Origin of the sequence: Cryobacterium glaciale (assembly GCF_004402535.1) — a bacterium.
GTDB classification, from domain to species: domain Bacteria; phylum Actinomycetota; class Actinomycetes; order Actinomycetales; family Microbacteriaceae; genus Cryobacterium; species Cryobacterium glaciale.
In genome coordinates this window covers 149,699-171,783 of record NZ_SOEY01000008.1, presented here as the reverse complement: position 1 = coordinate 171,783, position 22,085 = coordinate 149,699, and the positions used below count along the sequence as shown (strand labels likewise).

Sequence of the window (22,085 nt, the reverse complement as noted above, 5' to 3'; positions counted from 1 at the left end):
AAGCTGCCGGCCTTGCTGCCGGTGGTGTTCCGTGATCTTCGGTGCCGGATGGCTGGTGGTCAGGTGGTGATGGTTCGCGGCGGGCCGCAGGCCGCCGCGAACGCGGCGGTCCACCCGGTTTCCCATGGCCAGTTCGTTGGAAGGTGCAGGATGATTTTCCGCGCCGACGTGGATATGAGGGCCGGGATGTTGATGAGTTTGCGGCGGATGGTGCCGCTTCGCGCTTTGCCCAATTCCGCGCCGGCGACAGAGCCAATGGCGCGGGAGAGGTTGAACGCGATCGTGGCCAGCACGAGCCAGGCCGCGTTGGCCGTGAAGACACCGGACGGCAGGTGGGCCAGCGCGCTGTCCTTGAGATCGGCGTTGATCTGCTCGATGATCGCGTGCTGCCGGTGGGTTTGATCGGCTGTGACGGTGTCCAGGTCGCTGGTGGTGAAGAACGCGTGAAAGCGGTGCGTGTCGAAGAGGGTCGGCTGCCCTTCGCCCGCTTTCTGGTTCAGTTCGGGGATCCGCCGCACGATCAGACGGCCCTCGATGCGTTCCGCTTTCCGGCGTGAGCTGAACGCGGTGAAGGTGACTTCGGCGACCTCGGCGGACGAGATCCAGGCGCCGCTTTCCTCGTCTCGGATCGCGTCGGTGTAGTTAATCGTGGTCCACTGGTCGGCGCCGATCGTGGCGATCGCGCGCTTGACGGCGGGGTCCATCCGAGCGGTGATGGACACTTTCGCCCCAGCCCGATTCGCGGCGGCGACGACGGCGTGGCCATAGAACGCGCTGTCCGCGCGCAGCAGCACGACGCCGGTCGCCGTTTCGCTGCGGAGACGTTTCACGGTGGCGAGTACGTCACCGACGAATTTGCCCGCGCCGCGGGGAGAGCCCGTCGATCCTTTCCGCAGCCGAGATCCGATGATGATCGGTGCGGCCGTCGGTGTGGAGACGATGCCGATCAGAGCGTTCAGCCCGCGCACCCCGGAGTACCCGTAACCGGAACCTTGCTTCTGGTAGCCGTGGACTTCTTTGATGGTGTCGTCGATGTCGACCAGGGCGTAGTCGTTGATTCCCGCGACGATCGGGGTGTGGGCGGCGACGTTGACCAGCCACCGCCACGCGATGGAGTCGAGCTGACGGACGTGACCAAACGTGAACGCGCGGAGGAAGGACCCCAGCGTCGAGGGGGCGTACGTTCCGACGAAGAGTTTCTTCATGCCGCCGTGCCGCAGCAGCGCCATGTCATCAATGGAGTCGGCCCCGGCAAGCATCCCCGCGACCAACGCGGTGACTTTCAATCCGGCGTTCGCGCCGAAGTATCCGGGCAGGCTCAGCCGCGCATCAGAGAGCTCCCCAAGACCTGTTTTCACCGCCAAGGCCAGCGCGGGCACGAGCCCTACGGCCGACACGAGATTTGTGTCATCGAAGGTGGCTGACAAGCGCTTCGAAGTATGGAAAAGTTGCATCTACGAGATGCCTCTCGAATCGGTCGAAATGAACCCTAAGTAAGTTCTATTTTTCCTGATCCGACAGGCATTCTCGGTTTAACGCGCCGTCACCACCTCAACTCGACCGGTGGATCGAGGCTTAGTCAGCGCCCACGTCGTGCCGATGGTGCACGATGTCGTGCAGAAAGTAGGCCCCGAACGTCGCCACGGTGAACGACGGCCCGTCGCTGCGGCGGGCGGTGCGCTGGCGGGCATCCCCTGGTACGGCGGCGAAGCTCTCGGCCACGCTTGAAGCGGCTGCCACGAGCTCGCGTCCCACGGTCTGCGGATCCTGTAGGTCGTACCGCTCCGCGATCGCCGTGGCGTCCTGGTCCCAGTTCGCCAGCAGCGGGTCGTCGTCGTCGAGGATGAGGCGCAGGCGCTCGTCGAACAGGCGGCAGACGTCACGCACATGGGCCGCGTATTCGAGGGCTGACCAGGTGTGATCGTTCGGACGCACCGCAGCATCCGTTCGCGTCAGCACGACCGGCCAGGCTGCGGCGTTCGCGCGGATCAGGCCCGGCAGGCTCTCGAAGTCCACCTCGCTCGCCCGAAATCCACAGGCGGGGCAGGGGCGTTCGAGCACCCAGGTCCAGTCAGACGTGTCAGGAATAATCGGCATGGCTTCATGGTAGCAACCGCGATTTGCGCGCCGTCGGCCGATGGCGCGGCCGTCGTAGACGAACGCGCCACCCGGGCGCCGAAGCGACTACCGGGCGGCGCGTCGATGCCAGGTCGGGCTTAGCGCTTGCTGATCTTCCAGATGCCGTCAGCGAGCGCCTTGTCGGGGTGCTGCACGCTCACGAAGAGCTCCGTCGGGTTCTTACCGAAGTAGATGCCGGTCGTCTCGGCGCCCTGATCCGTCAGCGAAGCGAAGAGCTCAACGTTGATGGAGTTGCCGACCGTATTGGTGCGCGTGCTGGCCCGGTAGACATCGCTGAAGCTGTTGTCTTCGACGATCCACAGGGCGCCGTCGGGGCCCTCCGCCAGGTTGTCGGGGTTGTTGAATCCCGTGATTCCGGCGGCCTGGTTCTCGACCGGCACGTTGACCCCAGCCTGCACGAAGGTGCTGAGCGCGCTCTTCTGCAGGTCGATGGCGATGACGCGGTCTTCCGAGGTGTTGGCCACGTAGAGCGTGTGGTCGATGATCTCGACGTCTTCGGGGCGACCGAATTCGGTCGCGACGACCGCGTTCGACGCGACGTCGGCATCCACTTCGACCTGATTCTGGTCGAGGGCCACCCAAGTGAAGGCCCCGACCTTGTTCGCGAAGGTGCCCGCGTTCCAGAGTTGGTCGGCATCGACCAGCCCGGTCAGCTTGAGCGCGTAGAGCTGGCCCGCCGCGAGGTTGCCCTTCTGGGTGGGTACGAACTTGTAGATCGAGCCACCGTTGAGCTCGTCGATGACGTAGACGTTGCCGTCTTTGTCTATGTCGATGCCCTCGTGGCGCAACACGCCGAGCGCGATTCGCTCTTCGATCTTGACGACCTTGGTGAGGTCCTTCTTATCGAAGAACAGCTCGTAGACCTTGCCGCCCGCCGTCTCCTCGGTGATCAGCAGGGTGCCCCACGGCGTCCAGCGGATGCCATCCAGCCGGTTCCAGTCGGCTCGCTGGGCGATGACCGAGGTTGTGCCGGTCTTCAAATCGGTGACGGCCACAGCGCCGTTCGCGCCAACCTCGTAAGTGTTATACAGGTAGCGTCCGGCTTCGCGACCGGTCTCATTCTGGGTATTCATGTCGTGCAGGTCATCGACGCCGGGGTAAACGTCGAGCACGGTCTCGTCCTTCACCAGGGTCTGCGTGAAACCGGCCGGAACCAGGTACGGCACGGTCCAGTCGCTGCTGGCCTGACCGTAGGCGGATGCGGCGAGGGGCTCAAAGGCGAACGGGCCCTGACCGTGGTCGCTCGGACCCGCCGGAGGGCCGGCCGGATCTGCGTGGGCGGCCCCGCCGAGGCTGAGCAGCAGGGAGACGAATACAGCGCCAGTTGCAATCTTCTTGATCATGTCAATCTTTCTGAGTCGATGGCTGAGAACTCCTCGAGACTATTTGCCGTGGGTGAACAGTCGGCAACGCCCATCCCACGTTTTGGTGATCATCCCGGCGTGTCCATTTCGGCACCGAAGCCAGCTAGCGTTGTCACTGAGCACAAGGAGAATGATGACGGTACTCATTGCCGGATGCGGTGACCTCGGCACCGAGGTGGGCCTGCGGTTCGCGCGGCTGGGCCATACGGTGGTCGGGCTCCGCCGCAACGCGAGCGTCCTTCCGGCTGAGATCACCGGCCAATCCGTTGACCTCAGTACTACGAAGCCGGTCATTCCAGGCGATACCGAGTTCGTCGTCGTCGCCATCTCCGCCGGCAGCCCCACCGTCGACGCCTACCGCGCCGCCTACCTCGACGGCCTGGGAAACCTGCTCGACGCCCTCGCCACTCATGACGAGAACAGTGCCAACGTCACGCCCCACCGCGTGCTGCTGGTGTCATCCACGGCCGTCTACGACGTCAACGACGGCAGTCGGGTCGACGAGCAAACCCCCGCCAACCCCAAGCCGGGCACCGATTCCATCGTGCTTGACGCCGAGCGGATGCTCCACCAGCGTCTCCCCGCCGCCACCGTACTTCGCCTGGCCGGCATCTACGGCCCCGGGCGTGAACGGCTGATCAAGCAGGTACGAGGCGGCGCCGCGCTCTCCACCCAGTCACGCCACACCAACCGCATACACCGGGACGACGCAGCCGCCGCGATCGTTCACCTGCTGCTGCGCCCGGAACCGCCCGCACCGCTCTATCTCGGCGTCGACAACGCACCGGTGACGGCAAACGAGGTAGTGACCTTTCTCGCCGCCGAGCTCGGCCTGCCAGCACCGACTCTGAAGCCGACCCCGAAGCCAGCGCCGAGCGAGCCGGAATCCCACGAAAGCCAGCGTGGCGGTGACAAGCTCCTCAGCAACAAGCTCTTACGTCAAACCGGCTTTGTGTTCAGCTATCCAACGTATCGAGAGGGCTATCGTGCTCTTCTCTCCGGGCGAGGCACTCGGCACTCCTAGGCCCGTCTCTGCCGACAGACCTACGTTGTTGGCCCGGCCGGGGTGGCCTCGGAGTCCGATGCGATGATGACTGCCATCGAGGTCAACAACGACCCGAGCCGAGTCTGGTCTTCCGGCGTCACGTTGCGTGCGGCATGAGCGAAGAGCACTTGAAATTCGTTTTGGAGTCTCGCCGCAGTTACTTGCGCAGCCGGGGTCAGTTCCAACAGCAGGCTGCGCCGGTCGTGCGGGTGCGGCACGCGGGTAAGCATATTCAGAGCCACGAGGTGACTTGAAATCGCGGTCACGGCGCCCGTTGTCATCTCCAGGGACTTAGCGAGCAACTTCGGGGTGATGCTTCCAGCTTCGGCTACCCGCGACAGGGCTCGCAATTCACTGCTGGACACGCCGATCTCGGCCGCGACCTGACTGCGGTTGTGGTCCATAGCGCGAAGAAAAACGAGAGCCGGTATCGACAGGCACTCCTGGGTGCGTACCAAGTTGTTTGCGTCGTCCATGCATTCCTGACCTCTGGTCGTTATTGATTCCCCGCGCTGCAGGTCCGTGTTGGTGCCCGTATCAGGACTCTGTGTTTCGCCAGTGTATTGGAGCAATTAATTTCGAAAGCTTCTCACAACTTGAATAGTTAACTGTTTAAGTTACTTGCCGTATATTTGACAATCCGGTGAGTCCGTGGGCCCCCACCTGGGGCTCGCAGATCTGTGCGCCCATGAGCTCACCACAATGAAATGGATCAGCTAATGCAGAGCTACCGGTTGACGATCAATGGAGACTGGTTTTACCTGTCGAACGAGTACAACATCGCAGATTTAAAGGCGACCCTGGCCGCCGCGGTGCATAGCGGCGGTGGCTTCGTGGACATCGTCAGCTCCGTGCAGACCCACGTGTCCCTGCTGATCACGGCCTGTTCGGTAGTGAAGCTCGAGACCATCGTCGAGAAGGACCTGCCTGACGTCGCCGAAGGTGTTCCAACCGTCGGCCCGACCTACGTCGATGGTGACTATTGGCTCGACTGAGGGTTGCACTGCCGGCACGGGCGAATTCGCTGGCCTGCAGCCGCTGCTCGGGATTGTCGACAAATCGTTGATTTCGCGCCATTGACGAGAAGCGGGCACATGAGTAAATTCACGCGAACGGCATCCGCCCGTTTCGCGTACGTCTACTGAAAGGCAGTCTCATGAGTTTCCTCGGATTTCTCTTACTCGGTCTCATCGCCGGCGCTATTGCGAAGGCGATCTTGCCCGGCCGGCAAGGCGGGGGCTGGTTCATCACCCTGTTGCTCGGAGTCATCGGAGCTTTCCTTGGCGGATGGCTGGGCGGGCTCTTGTTCAACGTCAATCTGGGGGAGTTTTTCTCCTTGACGACCTGGATTCTCGCGATCGTCGGATCGCTCATCGTTCTCCTCATCTACGGCGCGATCACTAACCGTCGCAAGGCCTGACTCGCTCCCAAACCGCGAAATACAGCGCGCCGCCCATTTCGGGTGGCGTGCTGTTTTGTTCTCCGCCCAACAAGATTGCCCTAAACAACAAGATCAGGGCCACAATTAGCACCAATCCGAAGCAGATGGAGCTCCGAATACAAAGCAACCACGGGTTAGCCGTGAATCACCTAGGAGGCACCTGAAATGCGCACATCACCCAATCGCCTGATCGCCACCGTCTTCGGCGCGGTCTACGTTCTCGTCGGATTACTCGGCTTCGCCGTCACCGGCAGCGTCGGCTTCATCGCCACAGAGGGCGGATTACTTCTCGGCATTTTCGAGGTCAATCCACTGCACAACGTCGCGCACCTCTTGATCGGAGCAGCCCTGTTGCTAGCCGGACTCTCCAACGCCATGGCGGCCAAGGCCACCAACAGCACGATCGGTGCCGTCTACCTGCTCCTCGGCATCGTCGGATTTTTCATTGCGGGCACCTCGCTGAACATCCTGGCGCTCAACACGGCTGACCACTTCCTGCACCTCGCCAGCGCGATCGTGCTCCTCGGTGTCGGCCTGACCGCTGACAAGACTGTTCGCAGTCACGCGACGGTCTAAGCACCCCACTCCATCCCTTCGCAGCAGCAGATCCATCCAAGGAGCATCATGTCCCCGGTTCTTCGAACCTGGCTCGGCTTCGCCGCACTCGGCGCCGCCCTGATCCATCTGGCCGTGGGCGTGACCGCTCCGTTTCCCCTGTCGGTTCTCCTGGTCGGGTTCGGCATTGCTGAACTCGGCTGGGGAATCGCCACCCTTGCCGCGGGCCGCGTGATCGGGCCCCGCGTCGTCGTGGGCGCGGCTCTCATCCCGGTCTTCATCTGGGGCGCCACCGCAGCCCTCGGCAGTGGGCTCGGCATCACGAGTGCCCAGACCGGCCTGCCGCTGTACCCGATGGCCATGGCGTCATGGTTCAACGTTTTCCTGGCCGCCACGGTGGCCATCGCACTTCGGCATGCATCGAACGGGATCCCTACACCCGCCAGTGCATCAACACCCGGTGCCGCTGCACCCGGTGCCGCTGCACCCGGTGCCGCTGCACCCGGGGGCTGGCGTTTTCTCACCGGCCTCGTCGTCGGAGGGTTTCTACTCTCCGCACTGACCACTCCGGCCCTCGCCGCCACAGAGGTCGGCTCCCACGCGGTACCGCACGGTTCCCACGGAGTGACGGAGGTCACCGTGCCGGACTCGGACGGCCACGGGTCACATTAGAGTCCCTCGCAGAGCAGTCAGGCCGGGTCGGTCGCGCTCAGCCCCGACGCGTCGAGCCCTGCCAGATCGGCCACCGGCGGCACCACCTCAATGTTCATGAACCGTTTGACGTTTTCGTCAACGATGATGTCGCTCGGTCGCAGCGGGCGGGTCAGGTACAGCCCGTCCAGGCTGGTCAGCCGGCTCAGCGCCACGTAGGTCTGGCCGGGGCTGAACACCCGAGCGCCGAGGTCGACGATCGCCCGCTCGTAGGTGGCGCCCTGCGACTTGTGGATGGTGACCGCCCAGGCCAGTCGCAGCGGAAACTGCGTGAATTCCGCCACGACATCCCGGCTCAGCTTCTTGGTCGCGGCGTTGTAGGTGTACTTGTATTTCTCCCATACGGTCGGCTCGACCTCGTGCACGTCACCGTCGATGTCGACGAACACGGTCGAGGTGACCTTGGTCACCGTGCCGATACTGCCGTTCACCCAGCGCGGGCCACCGTCGAGTGGTGAATCGTTGCGTAAAAACATCACCTGCGCGCCCACTTTGAGCTCGAGCACCTCGTCAGCCGGAAACTGCTTGCCACCGAAATCCCCGGTGATATCGGCCTTCGCGGTGAGCGATTTGCCCGACAACCTTTTCAAAGCGGATGCGTTGATGCGGTTCACAGCATCATTGCGCGTCGCGAGGGTGATCACGCCCTCACTCGGCGGCGTGCGCGCACCGGCCCCGTTGAGCGCACCGCCAATCTCCGGGGTGACCTGCCCGTGGCGGACGGCGTTGAGCATGAGTTTGAAGTCGTTGTCGCGCTGGCGGTGAATCTCGGTGAGCTCGAAGATGCGCAGTTCGGCGTCACGCCAGACCTTCGCATCGAAGAACCACATCGAGCGATAGTGGTCGGCGAAATAGGCGCGCTCGTCGGGGCCGCCTGGCACCGGGGCCAGCTGGTACGGGTCGCCGAACAGCACGATCTGCACGCCGCCGAACACGTCGAACGGCCGCTGCCTGGCCTGACGCAGACTACGGTCGATGGCGTCCATGAGGTCGGCGTTGACCATGGAGACCTCGTCGATGACGAGGGTGTCGATGGTGTTCAGGAGCTTGCGCACCTGGTCGTTCTGGTCGATCGGGCTGTCGGCGATCACGCCGATCGGCAGGCGAAAGAGCGAGTGGATGGTCTGGCCGCCCACGTTCAGTGCGGCGACCCCGGTGGGAGCGGCGATCACGATCTGCTTGCTCGTGTTCCACGACAGGTGGTTCAGCAGGGTGGACTTACCCGTCCCGGCCCGTCCGGTGACGAAGACGTTCTGCTTCGTGCCCTCGATGGCCGCGAAGATCAGCGCCTGTTCTCGGCTGAGCGGAATCTCGGACACGGCACACTTTCTCTGGCAGGCGAATGCTGCACGGTGCTATCAACACTGGTGTTATTGACAGAGGGGACATCCCACTGTAACCGCCGGCAGCGCGCGTGGGGGCGGGACCGGGCACTGGCCCCCTGACCGGCGCACCCCCCCATACAATATTGAAGTGACCATTCCGGCCGAGCAGAAGCGGGCGAGCGGGCGCCGCGGCAGTATGCTCCGGGCCGTTCTCGCCATCGTGGTGGTCGCCGCGCTCCTCGCGGCCGGCCTCGTGGCCACGATCGGAGCCCTCAACCGCACGGTGTACAGCGCCGGCGGCTTTGCCCGGCAGTACCTCGACGCCCTGGCCCGCGGCGACACCGTTGGCGCCCTCGCCCTCGACGGCGTCATGCCCGACACAGCCGACCTCGCGGCCTGGGGACTGACCGACGAGGCGGCCCACGATCTGCCCAAGACGCTGCTGCGGGCATCCGTACTTGGCGGCCTCGACAATATTGAACTCGCGAGCGCGACCGCCACAGCAGCCACCGACGACGGAACCGCCCAGACCGTCGTGTTCGACTTCGATTTGAACGGCACCGCGTCGAGCATGGTCTTCACCGTCGAGCGCGCCGGCACGTTCGCGGGAGTTTTCCATGCCTGGCGGTTCACCGCCAGCCCCCTCGCGGTGCTGCAGGTCTCGGTACTGCACGAACGATCATTCACGGTCAACGGCCTCACCCTCGACACGCGCGCCCACAGCGCAGCGGATGCCCCAGCCACGTTCTCTACATCCGCCGCCTATCTCGCCTTCGCCCCGAACCGCTACGTGTTCGAGCACGAGTCGGCCATGCTCACCGCCAAGAAGGCCACGGTGCGCGTCACAACGGCCGGCCCGACCGCCGTCGAGGTCGACGCCGTGCCGAACGAGGCCATGGTGACCCAGGTGCAGTCGGAGTTGAACAAGTTCCTCGACGCGTGCGCCACCCAGACGGTACTGCAACCGACCAGCTGCCCGATGAGCTTTCCCGTCGATGACCGCATTGAGGGCGCACCAGCCTGGTCCATCACGGCGTATCCCCCCGTCACCCTGACCGCCGGCGACTTGTCATTCGAGATGGTCGCCACGGACGGGCTGGCCCATATCGTGGTCGAGGTGCAGTCCCTATTCGACGGTGACATCAACATCCGCGACGAAGACGTACCGTTCACGATGGGGCTCAGCGTTGTCGTGCAGGCGAGCGGCGCCCTGGCCATCCAGCTGCATTAGCGCCGTCCTAAAGGATTGATGGCAGAGATTCGATCAAGACTTCGAATCGTGCAGACGAGGCAGCAGATCTTCCAAGCAGAAGAACGCACCACGGCTTAATATATAGGGGATTCGGCTGGAACTCGTGGTTCCCAAGCGCCGAATTGTCCAATTTCTATTCAGTACTTTTCTTGAGTTTATCTCGCTTTTATGTTCGATTGCGGTAGAATTGGCGTCAAGGAGGCACTGGCGCCCATGTTCATGGAAAACCCTGACAGCACCGGCTCGAATGCCGCCATTGTGGCGGTGGAGCAGGCCAGGGATCTGTTGCTGGCGGCGTTGGGCGGGGTGTCGTTCGGGCTGCTCGGCGACGAAGAATCCCTGACCATGTTGCTCGCCCTGGAGAGTGTGGGCCGGGTCGTCGATGGAGCCCGGGTGCTCTCCACGACCGACGTGCTGCGCCGCTCCGAGTACTTCGATGCTTCAGCCGCGAAGAATGCCGCAGCTCAGGCCGCCGCTGTCCAGACTGCCGCTGTCCAGACTGCCTCTGTCCAGACTGTCGCGGCGGAGGTCGCCGGTGCGGAGTCAGGCAGGACGGAGTCAGGGAGCACGGAGTCAGTCATCCCTGAGGGCGCCACGCCGAGTGCGGCGGCTCTGGCCGCGCCGACGTTGGCGCGCCGGCTGGGCTGCCGCAGCGGCGTGGATCTGGTCTGCACCCTGGCCCGGCTTTCCCGCGCCGAGGTGCGCCAGCGTGCCGCGCTCGGCGAGAAAGCCGGCGAGCGGATGCTGCTCGGCCGGCCCCTCACCCCCACCTATCCTGTTCTCGGCGAAGCACTGCAGGGCGGAGCAGTCGGGGTGGAGCAGGCCCGCGTGATCGTGAAAGTGCTCGACGGCCTGCGCTCCTCCGTGCTGATCGAGGACCTCGACCGGGTCGAACGCTCCCTGGTCGCGAGCGGCTCCGGCGCGATCACCCCCGAAACCGAGGGCCTTCCCGGAGCTGGCATCGCCTTCGCGCCGGAGTTGCTGCGGCAGCAGGGCATTCAGTGGTGAATGGGCGTCAGCTAATGGGCCGGAATCTGGCACAACCGGCTTCTCGGAACTCCCAAGAATCGATCTCGCACCGCCCACGACCATGAGGACTCACTCATCTAGCCGGGGGTCTGCGCGTCGCGCTGGGCGATTCGGGCCAGGTTCGCGTTGTACGCAATCAGCTCGGCGTCCTCGTTGCGGTCGGCCTTGCGATCCAGCCTCTTGGTCACCTTGGTGTCGTCGCGGCTCCACATGATCGCGACGACGACGGCCAGCACGAAGGTCGGCAGTTCCCCGATTCCCCAGGCGACGCCGCCGCCCATCTGCTGGTCGGCGATGGCCGAGACGCCCCAGGTGCGGCCCATCGCGCCGTACCAGTCGGCCAGGAGCAGCCCGGTACCGCTCATCAGGGCGAGGCCGAAAAAGGCGTGGAACGCCATCGTCACGAGAAGCAACAGCAGGCGGAAGGCGTACGGCAGCCGGAACGGCACCGGGTCGATACCGATCAGGGACTGCACGAACAGGTAGCCGGTGATCAGAAAGTGCACGATCATCCACTGGTGTCCGATGTGGTCGGTCGTCGCCCAGCTGAAGATCGAAGTGTAGTAGAACACCCAGAGCGAGAGACCGAACAGAATGGCGGCGACGATCGGGTTGGCCACTATGCCGGCGAAGCGCGAGTGCACCGCGGTGAGGATCCACTCGCGCGCCCCGCGGCTGCCGTCCTGCCGCTTGGCGATGGCTCGCGCGGCGAGCGTCACCGGGGCGCCGGGCACGAGCATCAGGGGCACGAGCATGGTCAGCATCATGTGCATGAGCATGTGGGTGGAGAACAGGTACTTCTCGTACACGTTCACGCCACCGTTGGTGATGTAGAACAGGGTGAGCATGCCGAGAATCCAGAGCACGCTGCGGTAGACCGGCCAGGCGTCGCCGCGGCGGCGCAACCGCCAGACGCCGGCGAGGTAGAAGAAGATGCCGAACGCACAGAACAGAATCCAGGCGAGGTCGAAGTTCCACTCGGTGAAGTAGCGCGATAAGGTCAGCTCGGGCGGCAGGAGTTCACCGGTGAGAATCTGCGCCGGCGTGGACTGGGGGATCTCCGTCGCGACGACCTGGGACACCGGGGTCGCTGTGCGGGCCAGAGCGGCAGCAACGCCCGAGGCGAGGCCCATGAAGCCGAGCTCGGTCACGATGAGCCACCAGAACCAGCGGCCGCGTGCCTGGTCGCGACGCTGCATGCGTTTGATGAAGAATCGGCGCTGCAGCACGCCGAAGGCTCCGAGGGCGATCAGGGCGGTCACCTTGACCAGCACGAGGATGCCGTAGGGGCTGAACAGGTTGTCCCAGCTGCCGATGCGCAATTCGGCGCTGACATAGCCGGAGGCGGCGACCACGATGAAGGAGATCAGGGCGAGGGAGGAATAACGCCCGATCACCTGGCGGATGCGTTCGCCGTCGAGCTGGGTGCGCAGCACGACGATGGTGAGCAGGCCGCCGAGCCAGATCGCCGCGAAGACGAGGTGCAGGCCGAGGGCCGTGATGGCGGCGTTGTGCCCGGCAGCGCCCGCCGAGTGGCCCTGCTGGGCCATGGGCAGCAGCGAGGACAGGGCCAGCACCGTCACGAAGACCAACGCGGTCTGGTTGCGCACGGCAAAGCACAATACGGTGACGCCGGCGGCGATCAGGGTCGTCGCGAGCCAGGCCTGTCCAAGTTCGATCTGGCTGAAGAATTGCCCGACCGTGGCGCTGAACTGGTCGCTGATTCCGAAGGGCACGTTGGTGACCTGCAAAAATGTCAGAAAGCCCGTGACAGCGGAGGCGACGGCGAACAGTGCAGCGCTGGCGGCGGCGAAGTCCAGGGCCGTGCCGAATTCGCGTTCCTTGGGGCTGAGTGCGAACAGCGTGAGCACCAGGGCGCCGATGGTGCCGGCCGCTGCAATATTGACGACGAGCTTGGCGATTGGGAGTCCCCAGCGCACCACCGGTCCCGGGTCGGCCAGCAACTGGGCCGAGGCGCCACCGCCATAGGCCAGGGCAACAAGGGTGGACAACAGAGCGACCAGCAGCAGGGCTGCCGGTCCGAGAACGCGGACGAGACGGGGCACCCGCCCAGCTTATTCGCCCAGCCCTGGGCATCCGTCGCCAAACGGATGCGTCGAGACAGCAAAAGGGGCGCCGACCGTAGTCGACGCCCCTTCTTTACAGCAAAAGCTACTTGGCGGCAGCCTTGAGCTTGCTTCCGGCGGTCAGCTTGACGCGGTGGCCGGCAGCGATGGCGATCTCTTCGCCGGTCTGCGGGTTGCGGCCGGTGCGAGCGGCGGTTGCGGTGCGCTCGACGCCCAACCATCCCGGGATGGTGACCTTGCCGTCAGCGGCAACGGTCTCGGCCAGGGTTGCAAAGAATGCGTTCAGAACGCCGTCAACGGCGGCCTGGCTCTGTCCGGAGTCAGCGGCAACCTTGGCAACGAGCTCGGTCTTGTTCAGCGACTTGTCAGCCATTGAGTGTCCTCCTCGGACCTTCGTCTGTATAAACAGCGATATTCGTAATACGGATGCTCCTCGAGAGAGAAACCCCGATGGTCGGTTCGACCGAGTTGAAATCTAGCATTGATCCACCAAAATCCCCGGATTTACGGCGTTTTTAGGCCATTTCAGGGTAATTTCCCCTTCAGTGGCACCCGATTTTCGCTCTCCGCGAAACATCAGAGGAGCTACGGTGAACACCGCCCGAACACAAAACGGGATGCCGACCGAAGTCGACATCCCGTTTCTATAGTGCAGGGGCCGGTAAAACCGGCTTCCAGCAGGAGTTACCAGCTGGACTTGGTGATGCCGGGCAGCTCGCCGCGGTGCGCCATGTCGCGAAAACGAACGCGCGAGATGCCGAACTTGGAGAGGTGGCCACGGGGACGACCGTCAACGGCGTCACGGTTGCGCAGGCGCACCGGGCTCGCGTTGCGCGGCAGCTTCTGCAGGCCCTTACGAGCTGCTTCACGCGACTCGTCGGTGCCGGCCGGGTCAACCAGTGCCTTCTTGAGCTCAAGGCGCTTGACGGCGTAGCGCTCGACGATGACCTTGCGCTGGTTGTTCTTGGCAATCATGCTCTTCTTCGCCATGTTTAGCGCTCCTCACGGAAGTCAACGTGCTTACGGATGACCGGGTCGTACTTCTTGAGCACGAGACGGTCGGGGTCGTTACGGCGGTTCTTCTTGGTCACGTAGGTGTAACCGGTTCCAGCCGTGGAACGAAGCTTGATGATCGGACGTACGTCATGAGCCTTAGCCATTAGATCTTCACCCCACGAGCGAGAACGTCCTTGACGACGCTCTCGATACCACGCGCATCAATAACCTTGATGCCCTTTGCGGACAAGGTCAGTGTGACCTTGCGACGAAGCGACGGCACGTAGTACGTCTTCTTCTGAACGTTCGGGTCGAAACGACGCTTGGTGCGTCGGTGCGAGTGCGAAATGTTGTGTCCGAAGCCGGGAACAGCTCCGGTCACCTGGCATACAGATGCCATGGTTACCTCCATTACCGAAGGGCGAGTGCCCTTCCCAAGATCCCTTGTCGACGGGCACAACCCCACAGCAGCCCCGAGCGAACTCAAGGCCGGGAGAGAAACGCCCGCAGTGTACGCACACAGGCGTAGCAGCTACCTACGTTACTCGATGGCAGAGCGTCCTGCAAACTCGTCAGCGCATCAGCGCTGAATAGTTTACGAAGCGGATGCCGCGGCCAGGGCACTGCAGGCAGCGCACAGCCCGAAGACGTCCACGACATGCTCCGCCTGGGTGAACCCGTTCGCGGCGGCGACGTCGTTCGCCCACTGCTCGACGGCATGCGGTTCGATCTCGATCGTCAACCCGCAATTGCGACAGATCAGGTGGTGATGATGCTTGCTCGTGCTGCAGGCGCGATACAGGCTTTCACCCTCCGGCGACTGCAGCGAGTCCGCATCGCCCTTGGTCGCGAGGTCGGCGAGCGCCCGATAGACCGTGGCAAGGCCGATGGGAGATCCGGTCGCGTGCAGGGCGGAGTGCAGTGCCTGGGCGCTGACGAAGCCGTCGTTCGCGTCGAGGGCGCCACGCACGGCCTCGCGCTGCCAGGTGTTTCGCTTCATGACTTCAACCGTAGCGATGTTCGCGACGTCCGATTCGCATCCGCGGGGCCTGGGCCTCCTCCTGCGCGCACAAGCCGCCGCATCAGCAGGGCGAGCAGGAATAGCGCAGCCGCCGTGAGGGCGATCGCCGGGCCGGCCGCCACGTCGAGGGATCGCGAGAACAGCACGCCGGCCAGGCCGGACAGGGCACCGAGCAGGGGGGCAATGACGAACATCTGGGTCGTCGTGCGGGAGACGAGCCGGGCGGCCGCGGCGGGCGCGGCGATCAGGGCGATCGCGAGAATGGCTCCGACGGCCGGCATCGCGGTCACCACGGTGGCTGTGATCAGCACGAGGGTCAGCAGTTCGATGGGCCACTCCCGGTAGCCGGCCGCGCGAAAACCGTTCACGTCGAAGGTCGAGAACCTGATCTGCTTGCCGAGAAAGACGATGGCGAGCACCGCGAACACCAGCACGACGGCCACGAGCGTCACATCGCGTTCGGTCACCGTGAGAATGGACCCGACCAGATAGGAGTCGACCTTCACCGGCAAAGACGGGTTGAGCCCCTGCAACAGCACGCCGAGGGCGAATCCCGCGGTCAGCAGAATGCCGGAGGCCACCTGGTTGCCCTGCCGCTTGACGCGCCCGATCATGGTCATGACGCCCACGATGATCACACTCGCCAGCGCCGCGCCGAGGGGGATGCTCACTCCCAGGATGGCCGCGCCGACCGCTCCCGGAAAAGTCGCGTGGGTGAGGGCCTGGGCGAAAAAGGTGCGCTGCCGCAAGACCACGAGGGTGCCCACGAGGCCGCTGACCGCCCCGATCAATACCGCGGCCAGCAGTGCCTGCTCGAAGTAGCCCATCAGTGCGCCACCGCCACACGGCGTGCTCGGCGCGGACCGCCGGTCCGGTCCAGGGCCAGGCGCACGATCAGGGCCACCACGTAGCCCGCAACGAGCACGAGCACGACGGTGGCTCCGCTCGGCAGGTCGACGCCACCGTTCACCGAGGCGTCGTAGCCGAGCGCGAGCCCGACCCATGCCGCCAGGATCGCGAAGCCGGCGGCGACCGGAAAGAGCAGCCACAGGCGATTGGTCACTAGACGCGCGACCGCGCCGGGCACGATCAGCACGGCGAGCACGAGCAGATTGCCCACGGCACTGCTCGCGGCCACCACGACGAGGGCGATGGCGACATTGAGTAGAACGTCGAGCACGAGCGGGCGGTATCCGGCTGCCCGGCTGCCTTCGAGGTCGAAGGCTCGAAAGACCTGCTCCTTGAGGGTGGACCCCACGATGATCAACGCGATCAGGCAGACCACGACGGTCTGATTGACCTCGGCCGGGCTCACGGTCAACAGGCGTCCGAACAGCAGGGCATCGAGCTGACCGACATAATTTGTTTCCCGTGAAACCACGATGATTCCCACGCTGAACATGGCGGTGAACACAATGGCGATGGCGGCGTCCGAGGTGACCGCGCGTTTGACGATCACTGTCAGCACGACGGCGGCGATGAGGGCCGCCACCATGGCACCCACGAACAGGCCGTCGCGGCCGCCCCAGACGAATCCGATGGCCACCCCGGGAAAGACCGCGTGGGTCAGTCCGTCGCTGATGAACTCGAGCCCGCGCAGGTTGACGAGCACACCGACGAGCCCGGCGACCAGGCTGAGCACAACGAGCACGAGCAGCGCCCGCGCCATGAACGGCAGGTCGAAGGCGGTGAACAGCATGGCCAGGTCCATTCAGTGACCTCCGTGGCCCGGAACGACGATGGTGTGCTCGTCCATCTCCACACCGACCGACCCGAAGGCCTGCTGCACGTTCGCCAGAGTCAGCACCGTGTCGCGCGGCCCGAACGCCACCTGCGCCCCGTTGAGCAGCAGCACGCTCTCGCACACGGCACGAGCCAGATCAAGGTCGTGCGTCGAGACCAGCACTGCAACACCCTGCTTCTTGAGCCGTTTCACGGTGTCAATGAGGGCATCCCGGTTGACCTGGTCCAGACCGTTGAACGGCTCATCCAGCAATAACAAGCGCGGGGCGGATGCGACGGCGCGCGCGAGCAGACCGCGTTGCTGCTGGCCGCCCGACAGCTCACCGAAGCGAGTCTTCGCGCGGTTGCCCAGGCCGACGGTCTCCAGCGCCTCGGCGACTGCCCGGCGATCGGCTTTGGCTGGCATGCGCCACCAGCCGAGCGAGCGGTAACGGCCCATCATGACGACCTGCTCGAGCGAGACCGGAAAGTTCGGGTCGAGCTGGTCGGTCTGCGGCACGTAACCGATGTAGCCGGCCGGAGCCGGCCATTGCCCGAGCACCTCGACGTCACCCGCCGTGCGGGCGATGAGCCCGAGAATACCCTTGAGCAGGGTGGACTTGCCCGAACCGTTGGGGCCGATCAGGGCAACGGCCTGGCCGGGCAGCACCGTGAAGTCGATCCCGGTGAGCGCGGGCTCAGCATCGTACGCGAACGACGCCGCCGCCACTCGGAGAGCGGCGGCAGCGTTCGCTGTGGATGGTACTTGAGAAGTGTTCTCGATCACGGGTTAACTATTGCAGGTCGGCGGGCAGCGCAGAGGGCGTGACGCCCCATGATTCGAGCATGAGCGTTGCATTGTGCAGCTGCGCCCTGATGTAGGTGTCGCCCGAGCTCCCCTCGGGTCCGAGGGAGTCGACGTAGAGGGCATCATCGCCGGAGTAGACGGTGACGCCGGCCTCGGTCGCGATCGTCCCAGCGGTTTTGGGGCTGAACGATGCCTCGGAGAAGACGGCCGTGACGCCGGTCGCTCTGATGGCTGCCACAAGGGTGTCGATCTCAGCGGCGCTCGGCTCGGCGTTGTCGTCGAAGCTTGGAATCACCGAGCCGACGTAGTCGATGTGGTACGCCGCGGTGAAGTAGCCGAGGGCGTCATGGTTACTCACGAGCAGACGGTCGGTCTCCGGCACGGTCTCGACATTGGTGCGGATCCACTCGTCGAGGGCGCTGAGCTGGGCCGTATACGCCGTCGCATTGGATTCGAAGGTCGTCGCGTTGCCCTCGTCGGCGGCCGTGAGACCGTCGGTGATCGTCGCGACGATGGTCTCGGCGTTCTGCACGTTCGTCCAGATGTGCGGGTCGCCGCCCTCTTGGGCGTGCTCCTCCTCAGCGGCGTCCGTGTCGGCATCAGCTTCTTCGTCGGCATGCTCGTCGCCGGCGCCGACCTCCGAAATGGTGATGCCCTCGTCGGCATCGATCGTGACGCCATCGAAGCCGGATGCGGCGATGGCGTCGTCGAGCCACTCTTCGAGGCCGACACCGTTGATCACGAGCACGTCGGCAGCGCCGAGCGCGGTCAGGTCGGCCGCGGATGGGTCGTAGCTGTGGGCGCTCTGGTTCGGCTGGATGAGCTGGGTCAGGTCGACACCGCTGGAGTCACCGATGACGTTGCGGGTGAAGTCGGCGACCTGGGTGGTCGTCGCGACGACTTTGAGGTCGCCACCCCCGTCGGCGCTCGCTGTGGTACCGGCCGTGCACCCCGACAGAGCTAGAGTGGCTGACCCGAGGAGTGCGGGAACAATAAAAAATCTTTTGTGCATTCCTCGACACTATCCTTGCTGATAATGATTGTCAAAACCATTAGCAGGGATTGCGCTACTCGAGCAGCAGTGCGGGCTCCTCGATGATGCTCGCGACATCAGCGAGAAAACGGCTCGCGACATCACCGTCGACGACGCGATGGTCAAAGCTTGCACCGATCGTGGTCACGTACCGTACCCGCACCTCACCGTCGACGACCCACGGCTTCTGCTTGATCGTGCCGAGGGCCACGATTCCGGCTTCGGGCGAGTTGAGGATGGGGGTTCCGGTGTCCATGCCGAACACACCGATATTGGTGATCGTGATCGTGCCGTTGCTCATCTCGGCCGGGCTGGTCTTGCCGTCGCGCGCCGTCATGGTGAGCTTCTCGAGGGCCGCGGCGAGTTCGAGCAGGCTCATATCCTGCGCTTCCTTGATGTTCGGCACGATCAGCCCGCGCGGGGTCGCCGCGGCGATCCCGAGGTTCACGTAGTGCCTCACTATGATCTCCTCATCGGTGAAGGTGGAGTTCACCGTGGGGTTGCGTCGCACCGCCCAGATCATGGCCTTGGCCATGATCAACAGCGGCGACACCCGAATTCCGGCAAAGTCGGTGGAGGCCTTGAGCCGCTTGACGAATTCCATGGTGCGGGTGGCATCGACGTCGACAAACAGGCTCACGTGCGGCGCGGTGAAAGCGCTCTTGACCATCGCCTGCGCTATGGCCTTGCGCACGCCCTTCACCGGAATGTGTTCGTCGCGATCGACCGGCCATTCCGGGGTCGCGATGTTGCGGAACACGCTGGCCTGGGTCGCACCGCGCAGCACGTCTTCGCGGGTCACGTCGCCGACCGGCCCGGTCGCCGTAACGAGCGACAGGTCGACGCCGAGGTCCTTGGCCAGCTTGCGAATGGGCGGCTTCGCCATGACCGGTCCAGCGGATGCCGCGCGCCGGGTCGGTTCCAGCGGTTCGGTGCGCGCACGCACCGGGGCCTGCGGGGCCAGGGTCTCGTGGGCGATCGTCGCGCCGGTGTGCCGGCGACGACGCGTGGGCATCGTGGCCGCGGCGCCGCGGCCGACGAGCACCGGCTCGGGGGCCTCGTCGCTGATGCTGCTGCTCGTGTCCGTTGCCAGGGTGGCGGCGGCATCCGCTGGCGGAGCGGCCGCCGGCTGGTCTGCACCCGCGGTGGCGTCGGAATTGATCGTGATGATGAGCGTGCCGACGTCAACGGTGGTTCCGGCAGCGACCAGGATTTCCCCGACCACGCCGACGAACGGAGACGGCAGCTCGACGAGCGATTTGGCCGTTTCGATCTCGACCAGCACCTGGTTGATCGTCACGGTATCGCCGGGGGCGACCTTCCACTCGACGATCTCGGCCTCGGTCAGGCCTTCGCCCACGTCGGGGAGAGTGAACTTCATCGCGTTCATGCTGTGCCTTTCCTGCTGCTGGTGGAAGTGAGAATGATCAGTAGGCGAGAACGCGGTCGACGGCTTCGAGCACCCGGTCGGGGCTCGGCAGAAAGTGTGTCTCGACGGCGGCAGGGGGGAACGGCGTGTCAAAGCCGGAGACCCGCAGCACGGGAGCTTCGAGCGTGTAGAACGACCGCTCGGCGACCGTGGCGGCGATCTCGCTGCCGACGCTCACGAAGCCGGGGGCTTCCTGGGCCACGACGAGGCGGCCGGTTTTCTGCACGGAACCGAGAACAGGTCCGTAGTCGATCGGGGAGATCGAACGCAGGTCGATGACCTCGAGGCTGATGCCCTCGGCGGCGGCGAGGTCGGCGGCCTGTAACAGCACGCTCACCATGGCGCCGTGGCCCACGACGGTTACGTCGAGACCGGCCCGCACCACGCGGCTCGCGTGCAGGGGCGTCCCGCTCTCGCCAAAGCGCACCTCGCCCTTGGGCCAGTAACGGCTCTTCGGCTCGAAGAAGATCACCGGGTCGTCACTGGCGATGGCTTCCTGCATCATCCAGTAGGCGTCGTGCGGGTTGGACGGACTCACCACGCGCAGGCCCGGGGTGTGCGCGAAGTACGCCTCGGGGCTTTCCTGGTGATGCTCGACCGAGCCGATGTGTCCGCCGTAGGGAATGCGGATGACGACCGGCATGATGAGCCCGCCCTCGTGGCGGTTGCGCATGCGGGCCAGCTGGCTGGTGATCTGGTCGAAGCCGGGAAAAACGAATCCGTCGAACTGAATCTCGCACACCGGTCGAAACCCGCGCATGGCCAGGCCGATGGCCGTGCCGATGATGCCGGATTCGGCGAGCGGCGTGTCGAGCACCCGCTTGTCACCGAACTCGGCGATGAGTCCCTCGGTAACTCGAAATACTCCGCCGAGCGGGCCGATGTCCTCACCCATCAGCAGCACTCGGGGGTCGTCCAGCATTGCGCGGCGCAGCCCGGCATTCAGGGCCTTCGTCATTGGCAGTGAAGCGGATGCAACGCTCGTGTCGGTTGCGGCGATCATCAGTTCTTACCCTCGTCAAAAGACGCTTCATAGCGTGCCAGCCAGGCTTTTTGCTCAGCCACGAGCGGATGCGGTTCGGCGTAGACGTTGTCGAAGATCACCGATTGCTCCGGGCCGGTGACCTCGAGCGCCCGTCGGCGGGTGTCGGCGGCGAAGTCGGCCGCCTCCTCTTCGACGGAGTCGAGGAACTGCTGTTCGATGCCCCGGCTTTGCAGGTAGCTGCGAAAGCGCACGATCGGGTCGCGGGCCACCCAGTAGGCGAGTTCATCGGGATCGCGATACTTGGTGGGGTCGTCGGCGGTGGTGTGGGCGCCGACCCGGTAGGTGAGCGCCTCGATCAGCGACGGGCCAAGGCCGGCGCGGGCGTCATCCATCGACTTTGCCGTGACGGCGAAGCTCGCGAGTACGTCGTTGCCGTCGACCTGTGTGCCGGGCATGCCGAAGCCGCCGGCGCGCAGGTAGAGCGGAGTTCGGGACTGCCGTGCCACGGGCACCGAGATAGCCCAGTGGTTGTTTTGCAGAAAGAACACCTGCGGCGTCTGGTAGCTCGCTGCGAACACGAGCGCCTCGTTGGCGTCACCCTGCGACGAGGCACCGTCGCCGTAGTAAACGATGACGGCCTGATCGGTTTCCGGGTTGCCGGTCGCGGTCGAGCCGTCGAGTTGCATCCCCATGGCATAACCGGTCGAGTGCAGCGTCTGCGCGGCGAGAACCAGGGTGTACAGGTGAAAGTTTCCGTGTTCTTCGGGCACCCAGCCCCCGAGGGTGACCCCGCGCAGCATCCGCAGGATGTCGACGACGTCGAGACCGCGAATCATGCCAACGACGTGCTCCCGGTAGGACGGAAACACGTGGTCCTGCAATCGTGTGGCGTAGGCGGACCCGACCTGGGCCGCTTCCTGCCCGTGGCTCGGCACCCAGAGGGCGAGCTGGCCCTGACGCTGCAGGTTGGCTGCCTCGGTGTCGAACCTGCGTACCACGACCATGTCGCGGTAAAAACGGCGGTGATCAGCCTCGGTGAGTCGATCGAGGTAGGGCAGGTACTCTTCGGCGGCGGCGTTCGGTTCGAACGCCCCGTTCGGCGAGATCATGCGCACGCAGGTCTCGGCCCCATCGAGGCCAAAT

25 protein-coding genes are annotated in these 22,085 nt (G+C 64.7%); 7 read left to right on the top strand and 18 right to left on the bottom strand.

Annotation, left to right across the window (positions count from 1 at the left end; genetic code table 11):
• Positions 1-59 precede the first annotated feature (59 nt).
• From E3O06_RS05610 to E3O06_RS05600, 3 genes are all read right to left on the bottom strand, one after another.
• Positions 60-1,454, bottom strand: a complete 1,395-nt coding sequence (locus tag E3O06_RS05610) for an IS1380 family transposase (RefSeq protein WP_134501989.1) — start codon at positions 1,452-1,454, stop codon at positions 60-62.
• A gap of 121 nt (positions 1,455-1,575) precedes the next feature.
• Positions 1,576-2,097, bottom strand: a complete 522-nt coding sequence (locus E3O06_RS05605; RefSeq protein ID WP_134501988.1) for a DinB family protein — start codon at positions 2,095-2,097, stop codon at positions 1,576-1,578.
• A gap of 119 nt (positions 2,098-2,216) precedes the next feature.
• The gene (locus E3O06_RS05600) at positions 2,217-3,482 is read right to left on the bottom strand and encodes an alkaline phosphatase PhoX (protein ID WP_134501987.1); all 1,266 of its coding nucleotides are present in this window, start codon (positions 3,480-3,482) and stop codon (positions 2,217-2,219) included.
• A gap of 154 nt (positions 3,483-3,636) precedes the next feature.
• Here E3O06_RS05600 and E3O06_RS05595 point away from each other — a divergent pair, with 154 nt between their 5' ends.
• Positions 3,637-4,527, top strand: a complete 891-nt coding sequence (locus tag E3O06_RS05595) for a Rossmann-fold NAD(P)-binding domain-containing protein (protein WP_134501986.1) — start codon at positions 3,637-3,639, stop codon at positions 4,525-4,527.
• A gap of 20 nt (positions 4,528-4,547) precedes the next feature.
• On the opposite strand, the gene E3O06_RS05590 is transcribed toward E3O06_RS05595, so the two are convergent.
• Positions 4,548-5,024, bottom strand: coding sequence for a MarR family winged helix-turn-helix transcriptional regulator (locus E3O06_RS05590; protein WP_134501985.1), 477 nt, complete (start codon positions 5,022-5,024; stop codon positions 4,548-4,550).
• A 231-nt stretch (positions 5,025-5,255) separates the two neighbouring features.
• Here E3O06_RS05590 and E3O06_RS05585 point away from each other — a divergent pair, with 231 nt between their 5' ends.
• From E3O06_RS05585 to E3O06_RS05570, 4 genes are all read left to right on the top strand, one after another.
• Positions 5,256-5,543: a hypothetical protein gene (locus E3O06_RS05585; protein WP_134501984.1), complete on the top strand. Its 288-nt coding sequence runs from the start codon at positions 5,256-5,258 to the stop codon at positions 5,541-5,543.
• Positions 5,544-5,704: 161 nt separating this feature from the next.
• Positions 5,705-5,968 (top strand): GlsB/YeaQ/YmgE family stress response membrane protein, encoded by a 264-nt coding sequence (locus E3O06_RS05580; protein WP_134501983.1) that lies wholly within the window; start codon positions 5,705-5,707, stop codon positions 5,966-5,968.
• A gap of 186 nt (positions 5,969-6,154) precedes the next feature.
• On the top strand, positions 6,155-6,565 hold the full coding sequence (locus E3O06_RS05575) for a DUF4383 domain-containing protein (protein ID WP_134501982.1): 411 nt from the start codon (positions 6,155-6,157) through the stop codon (positions 6,563-6,565).
• Positions 6,566-6,613: 48 nt separating this feature from the next.
• Positions 6,614-7,216, top strand: coding sequence for a hypothetical protein (locus E3O06_RS05570; RefSeq protein WP_134501981.1), 603 nt, complete (start codon positions 6,614-6,616; stop codon positions 7,214-7,216).
• A 17-nt stretch (positions 7,217-7,233) separates the two neighbouring features.
• Here the strand turns inward: E3O06_RS05570 and E3O06_RS05565 are convergent, their stop codons facing one another.
• Complete coding sequence (locus E3O06_RS05565; RefSeq protein WP_134501980.1) at positions 7,234-8,574, bottom strand: ATP-dependent DNA helicase; 1,341 nt, start codon at positions 8,572-8,574, stop codon at positions 7,234-7,236.
• A gap of 154 nt (positions 8,575-8,728) precedes the next feature.
• Between E3O06_RS05565 and E3O06_RS05560 the strand changes: the two genes are divergently transcribed.
• On the top strand, positions 8,729-9,811 hold the full coding sequence (locus E3O06_RS05560) for a hypothetical protein (protein ID WP_134501979.1): 1,083 nt from the start codon (positions 8,729-8,731) through the stop codon (positions 9,809-9,811).
• 234 nt (positions 9,812-10,045) lie between these two features.
• Complete coding sequence (locus tag E3O06_RS05555) at positions 10,046-10,840, top strand: DUF222 domain-containing protein (protein WP_166788113.1); 795 nt, start codon at positions 10,046-10,048, stop codon at positions 10,838-10,840.
• Between the two features lie 98 nt (positions 10,841-10,938).
• Here the strand turns inward: E3O06_RS05555 and E3O06_RS05550 are convergent, their stop codons facing one another.
• From E3O06_RS05550 to E3O06_RS05490, 13 genes are all read right to left on the bottom strand, one after another.
• A complete protein-coding gene (locus E3O06_RS05550; protein ID WP_134501977.1) occupies positions 10,939-12,927 on the bottom strand; it encodes a bifunctional copper resistance protein CopD/cytochrome c oxidase assembly protein in 1,989 nt (662 codons plus the stop codon).
• Between the two features lie 106 nt (positions 12,928-13,033).
• Complete coding sequence (locus E3O06_RS05545) at positions 13,034-13,321, bottom strand: HU family DNA-binding protein (protein ID WP_035835256.1); 288 nt, start codon at positions 13,319-13,321, stop codon at positions 13,034-13,036.
• A gap of 311 nt (positions 13,322-13,632) precedes the next feature.
• Positions 13,633-13,938, bottom strand: coding sequence for a 30S ribosomal protein S14 (gene rpsN, locus E3O06_RS05540; protein ID WP_092110538.1), 306 nt, complete (start codon positions 13,936-13,938; stop codon positions 13,633-13,635).
• 2 nt (positions 13,939-13,940) lie between these two features.
• Positions 13,941-14,108, bottom strand: coding sequence for a 50S ribosomal protein L33 (gene rpmG, locus E3O06_RS05535; RefSeq protein WP_035880539.1), 168 nt, complete (start codon positions 14,106-14,108; stop codon positions 13,941-13,943).
• A complete protein-coding gene (gene rpmB, locus E3O06_RS05530; RefSeq protein ID WP_035835252.1) occupies positions 14,108-14,344 on the bottom strand; it encodes a 50S ribosomal protein L28 in 237 nt (78 codons plus the stop codon). The genes rpmG and rpmB overlap by 1 nt, the downstream gene beginning before the upstream one ends.
• Before the next feature lie 195 nt (positions 14,345-14,539).
• The gene (locus E3O06_RS05525) at positions 14,540-14,944 is read right to left on the bottom strand and encodes a Fur family transcriptional regulator (protein ID WP_092110539.1); all 405 of its coding nucleotides are present in this window, start codon (positions 14,942-14,944) and stop codon (positions 14,540-14,542) included.
• Positions 14,941-15,792, bottom strand: a complete 852-nt coding sequence (locus E3O06_RS05520; protein ID WP_134501976.1) for a metal ABC transporter permease — start codon at positions 15,790-15,792, stop codon at positions 14,941-14,943. The genes E3O06_RS05525 and E3O06_RS05520 overlap by 4 nt, the downstream gene beginning before the upstream one ends.
• On the bottom strand, positions 15,792-16,676 hold the full coding sequence (locus E3O06_RS05515; RefSeq protein WP_092110543.1) for a metal ABC transporter permease: 885 nt from the start codon (positions 16,674-16,676) through the stop codon (positions 15,792-15,794). Before E3O06_RS05515 ends, E3O06_RS05520 begins: the two co-directional genes overlap by 1 nt.
• On the bottom strand, positions 16,677-17,474 hold the full coding sequence (locus tag E3O06_RS05510; RefSeq protein WP_241979890.1) for a metal ABC transporter ATP-binding protein: 798 nt from the start codon (positions 17,472-17,474) through the stop codon (positions 16,677-16,679).
• 7 nt (positions 17,475-17,481) lie between these two features.
• Positions 17,482-18,507, bottom strand: coding sequence for a metal ABC transporter substrate-binding protein (locus E3O06_RS05505; protein WP_134501975.1), 1,026 nt, complete (start codon positions 18,505-18,507; stop codon positions 17,482-17,484).
• 55 nt (positions 18,508-18,562) lie between these two features.
• Positions 18,563-19,918 (bottom strand): dihydrolipoamide acetyltransferase family protein, encoded by a 1,356-nt coding sequence (locus E3O06_RS05500; RefSeq protein ID WP_134501974.1) that lies wholly within the window; start codon positions 19,916-19,918, stop codon positions 18,563-18,565.
• A gap of 37 nt (positions 19,919-19,955) precedes the next feature.
• Entirely contained in the window at positions 19,956-20,960 is a 1,005-nt protein-coding gene (locus E3O06_RS05495) for an alpha-ketoacid dehydrogenase subunit beta (RefSeq protein ID WP_134501973.1), read from the bottom strand.
• On the bottom strand, positions 20,960-22,051 hold the full coding sequence (locus E3O06_RS05490; protein ID WP_134502170.1) for a thiamine pyrophosphate-dependent dehydrogenase E1 component subunit alpha: 1,092 nt from the start codon (positions 22,049-22,051) through the stop codon (positions 20,960-20,962). The genes E3O06_RS05495 and E3O06_RS05490 overlap by 1 nt, the downstream gene beginning before the upstream one ends.
• Positions 22,052-22,085 lie beyond the last annotated feature (34 nt).

What these genes read in the sequence shown, in the direction of transcription:
- E3O06_RS05505 (WP_134501975.1), bottom strand. Translation starts at nt 18,507, where the DNA reads ATGCACAAAAGATTTTTTATTGTTCCCGCACTCCTCGGGTCAGCCACT.
- E3O06_RS05575 (WP_134501982.1), top strand. Translation starts at nt 6,155, where the DNA reads ATGCGCACATCACCCAATCGCCTGATCGCCACCGTCTTCGGCGCGGTC.
- E3O06_RS05595 (WP_134501986.1), top strand. Translation starts at nt 3,637, where the DNA reads ATGACGGTACTCATTGCCGGATGCGGTGACCTCGGCACCGAGGTGGGC.
- E3O06_RS05590 (WP_134501985.1), bottom strand. Translation starts at nt 5,024, where the DNA reads ATGGACGACGCAAACAACTTGGTACGCACCCAGGAGTGCCTGTCGATA.
- E3O06_RS05500 (WP_134501974.1), bottom strand. Translation starts at nt 19,918, where the DNA reads ATGAACGCGATGAAGTTCACTCTCCCCGACGTGGGCGAAGGCCTGACC.
- E3O06_RS05600 (WP_134501987.1), bottom strand. Translation starts at nt 3,482, where the DNA reads ATGATCAAGAAGATTGCAACTGGCGCTGTATTCGTCTCCCTGCTGCTC.
- E3O06_RS05545 (WP_035835256.1), bottom strand. Translation starts at nt 13,321, where the DNA reads ATGGCTGACAAGTCGCTGAACAAGACCGAGCTCGTTGCCAAGGTTGCC.
- E3O06_RS05605 (WP_134501988.1), bottom strand. Translation starts at nt 2,097, where the DNA reads ATGCCGATTATTCCTGACACGTCTGACTGGACCTGGGTGCTCGAACGC.
- E3O06_RS05580 (WP_134501983.1), top strand. Translation starts at nt 5,705, where the DNA reads ATGAGTTTCCTCGGATTTCTCTTACTCGGTCTCATCGCCGGCGCTATT.
- E3O06_RS05555 (WP_166788113.1), top strand. Translation starts at nt 10,046, where the DNA reads ATGTTCATGGAAAACCCTGACAGCACCGGCTCGAATGCCGCCATTGTG.
- E3O06_RS05490 (WP_134502170.1), bottom strand. Translation starts at nt 22,051, where the DNA reads ATGATCTCGCCGAACGGGGCGTTCGAACCGAACGCCGCCGCCGAAGAG.
- rpmB (WP_035835252.1), bottom strand. Translation starts at nt 14,344, where the DNA reads ATGGCATCTGTATGCCAGGTGACCGGAGCTGTTCCCGGCTTCGGACAC.
- E3O06_RS05570 (WP_134501981.1), top strand. Translation starts at nt 6,614, where the DNA reads ATGTCCCCGGTTCTTCGAACCTGGCTCGGCTTCGCCGCACTCGGCGCC.
- E3O06_RS05610 (WP_134501989.1), bottom strand. Translation starts at nt 1,454, where the DNA reads ATGCAACTTTTCCATACTTCGAAGCGCTTGTCAGCCACCTTCGATGAC.
- rpsN (WP_092110538.1), bottom strand. Translation starts at nt 13,938, where the DNA reads ATGGCGAAGAAGAGCATGATTGCCAAGAACAACCAGCGCAAGGTCATC.
- E3O06_RS05585 (WP_134501984.1), top strand. Translation starts at nt 5,256, where the DNA reads ATGGATCAGCTAATGCAGAGCTACCGGTTGACGATCAATGGAGACTGG.
- E3O06_RS05515 (WP_092110543.1), bottom strand. Translation starts at nt 16,676, where the DNA reads ATGGACCTGGCCATGCTGTTCACCGCCTTCGACCTGCCGTTCATGGCG.
- E3O06_RS05520 (WP_134501976.1), bottom strand. Translation starts at nt 15,792, where the DNA reads ATGGGCTACTTCGAGCAGGCACTGCTGGCCGCGGTATTGATCGGGGCG.
- E3O06_RS05525 (WP_092110539.1), bottom strand. Translation starts at nt 14,944, where the DNA reads ATGAAGCGAAACACCTGGCAGCGCGAGGCCGTGCGTGGCGCCCTCGAC.
- rpmG (WP_035880539.1), bottom strand. Translation starts at nt 14,108, where the DNA reads ATGGCTAAGGCTCATGACGTACGTCCGATCATCAAGCTTCGTTCCACG.
- E3O06_RS05495 (WP_134501973.1), bottom strand. Translation starts at nt 20,960, where the DNA reads ATGATCGCCGCAACCGACACGAGCGTTGCATCCGCTTCACTGCCAATG.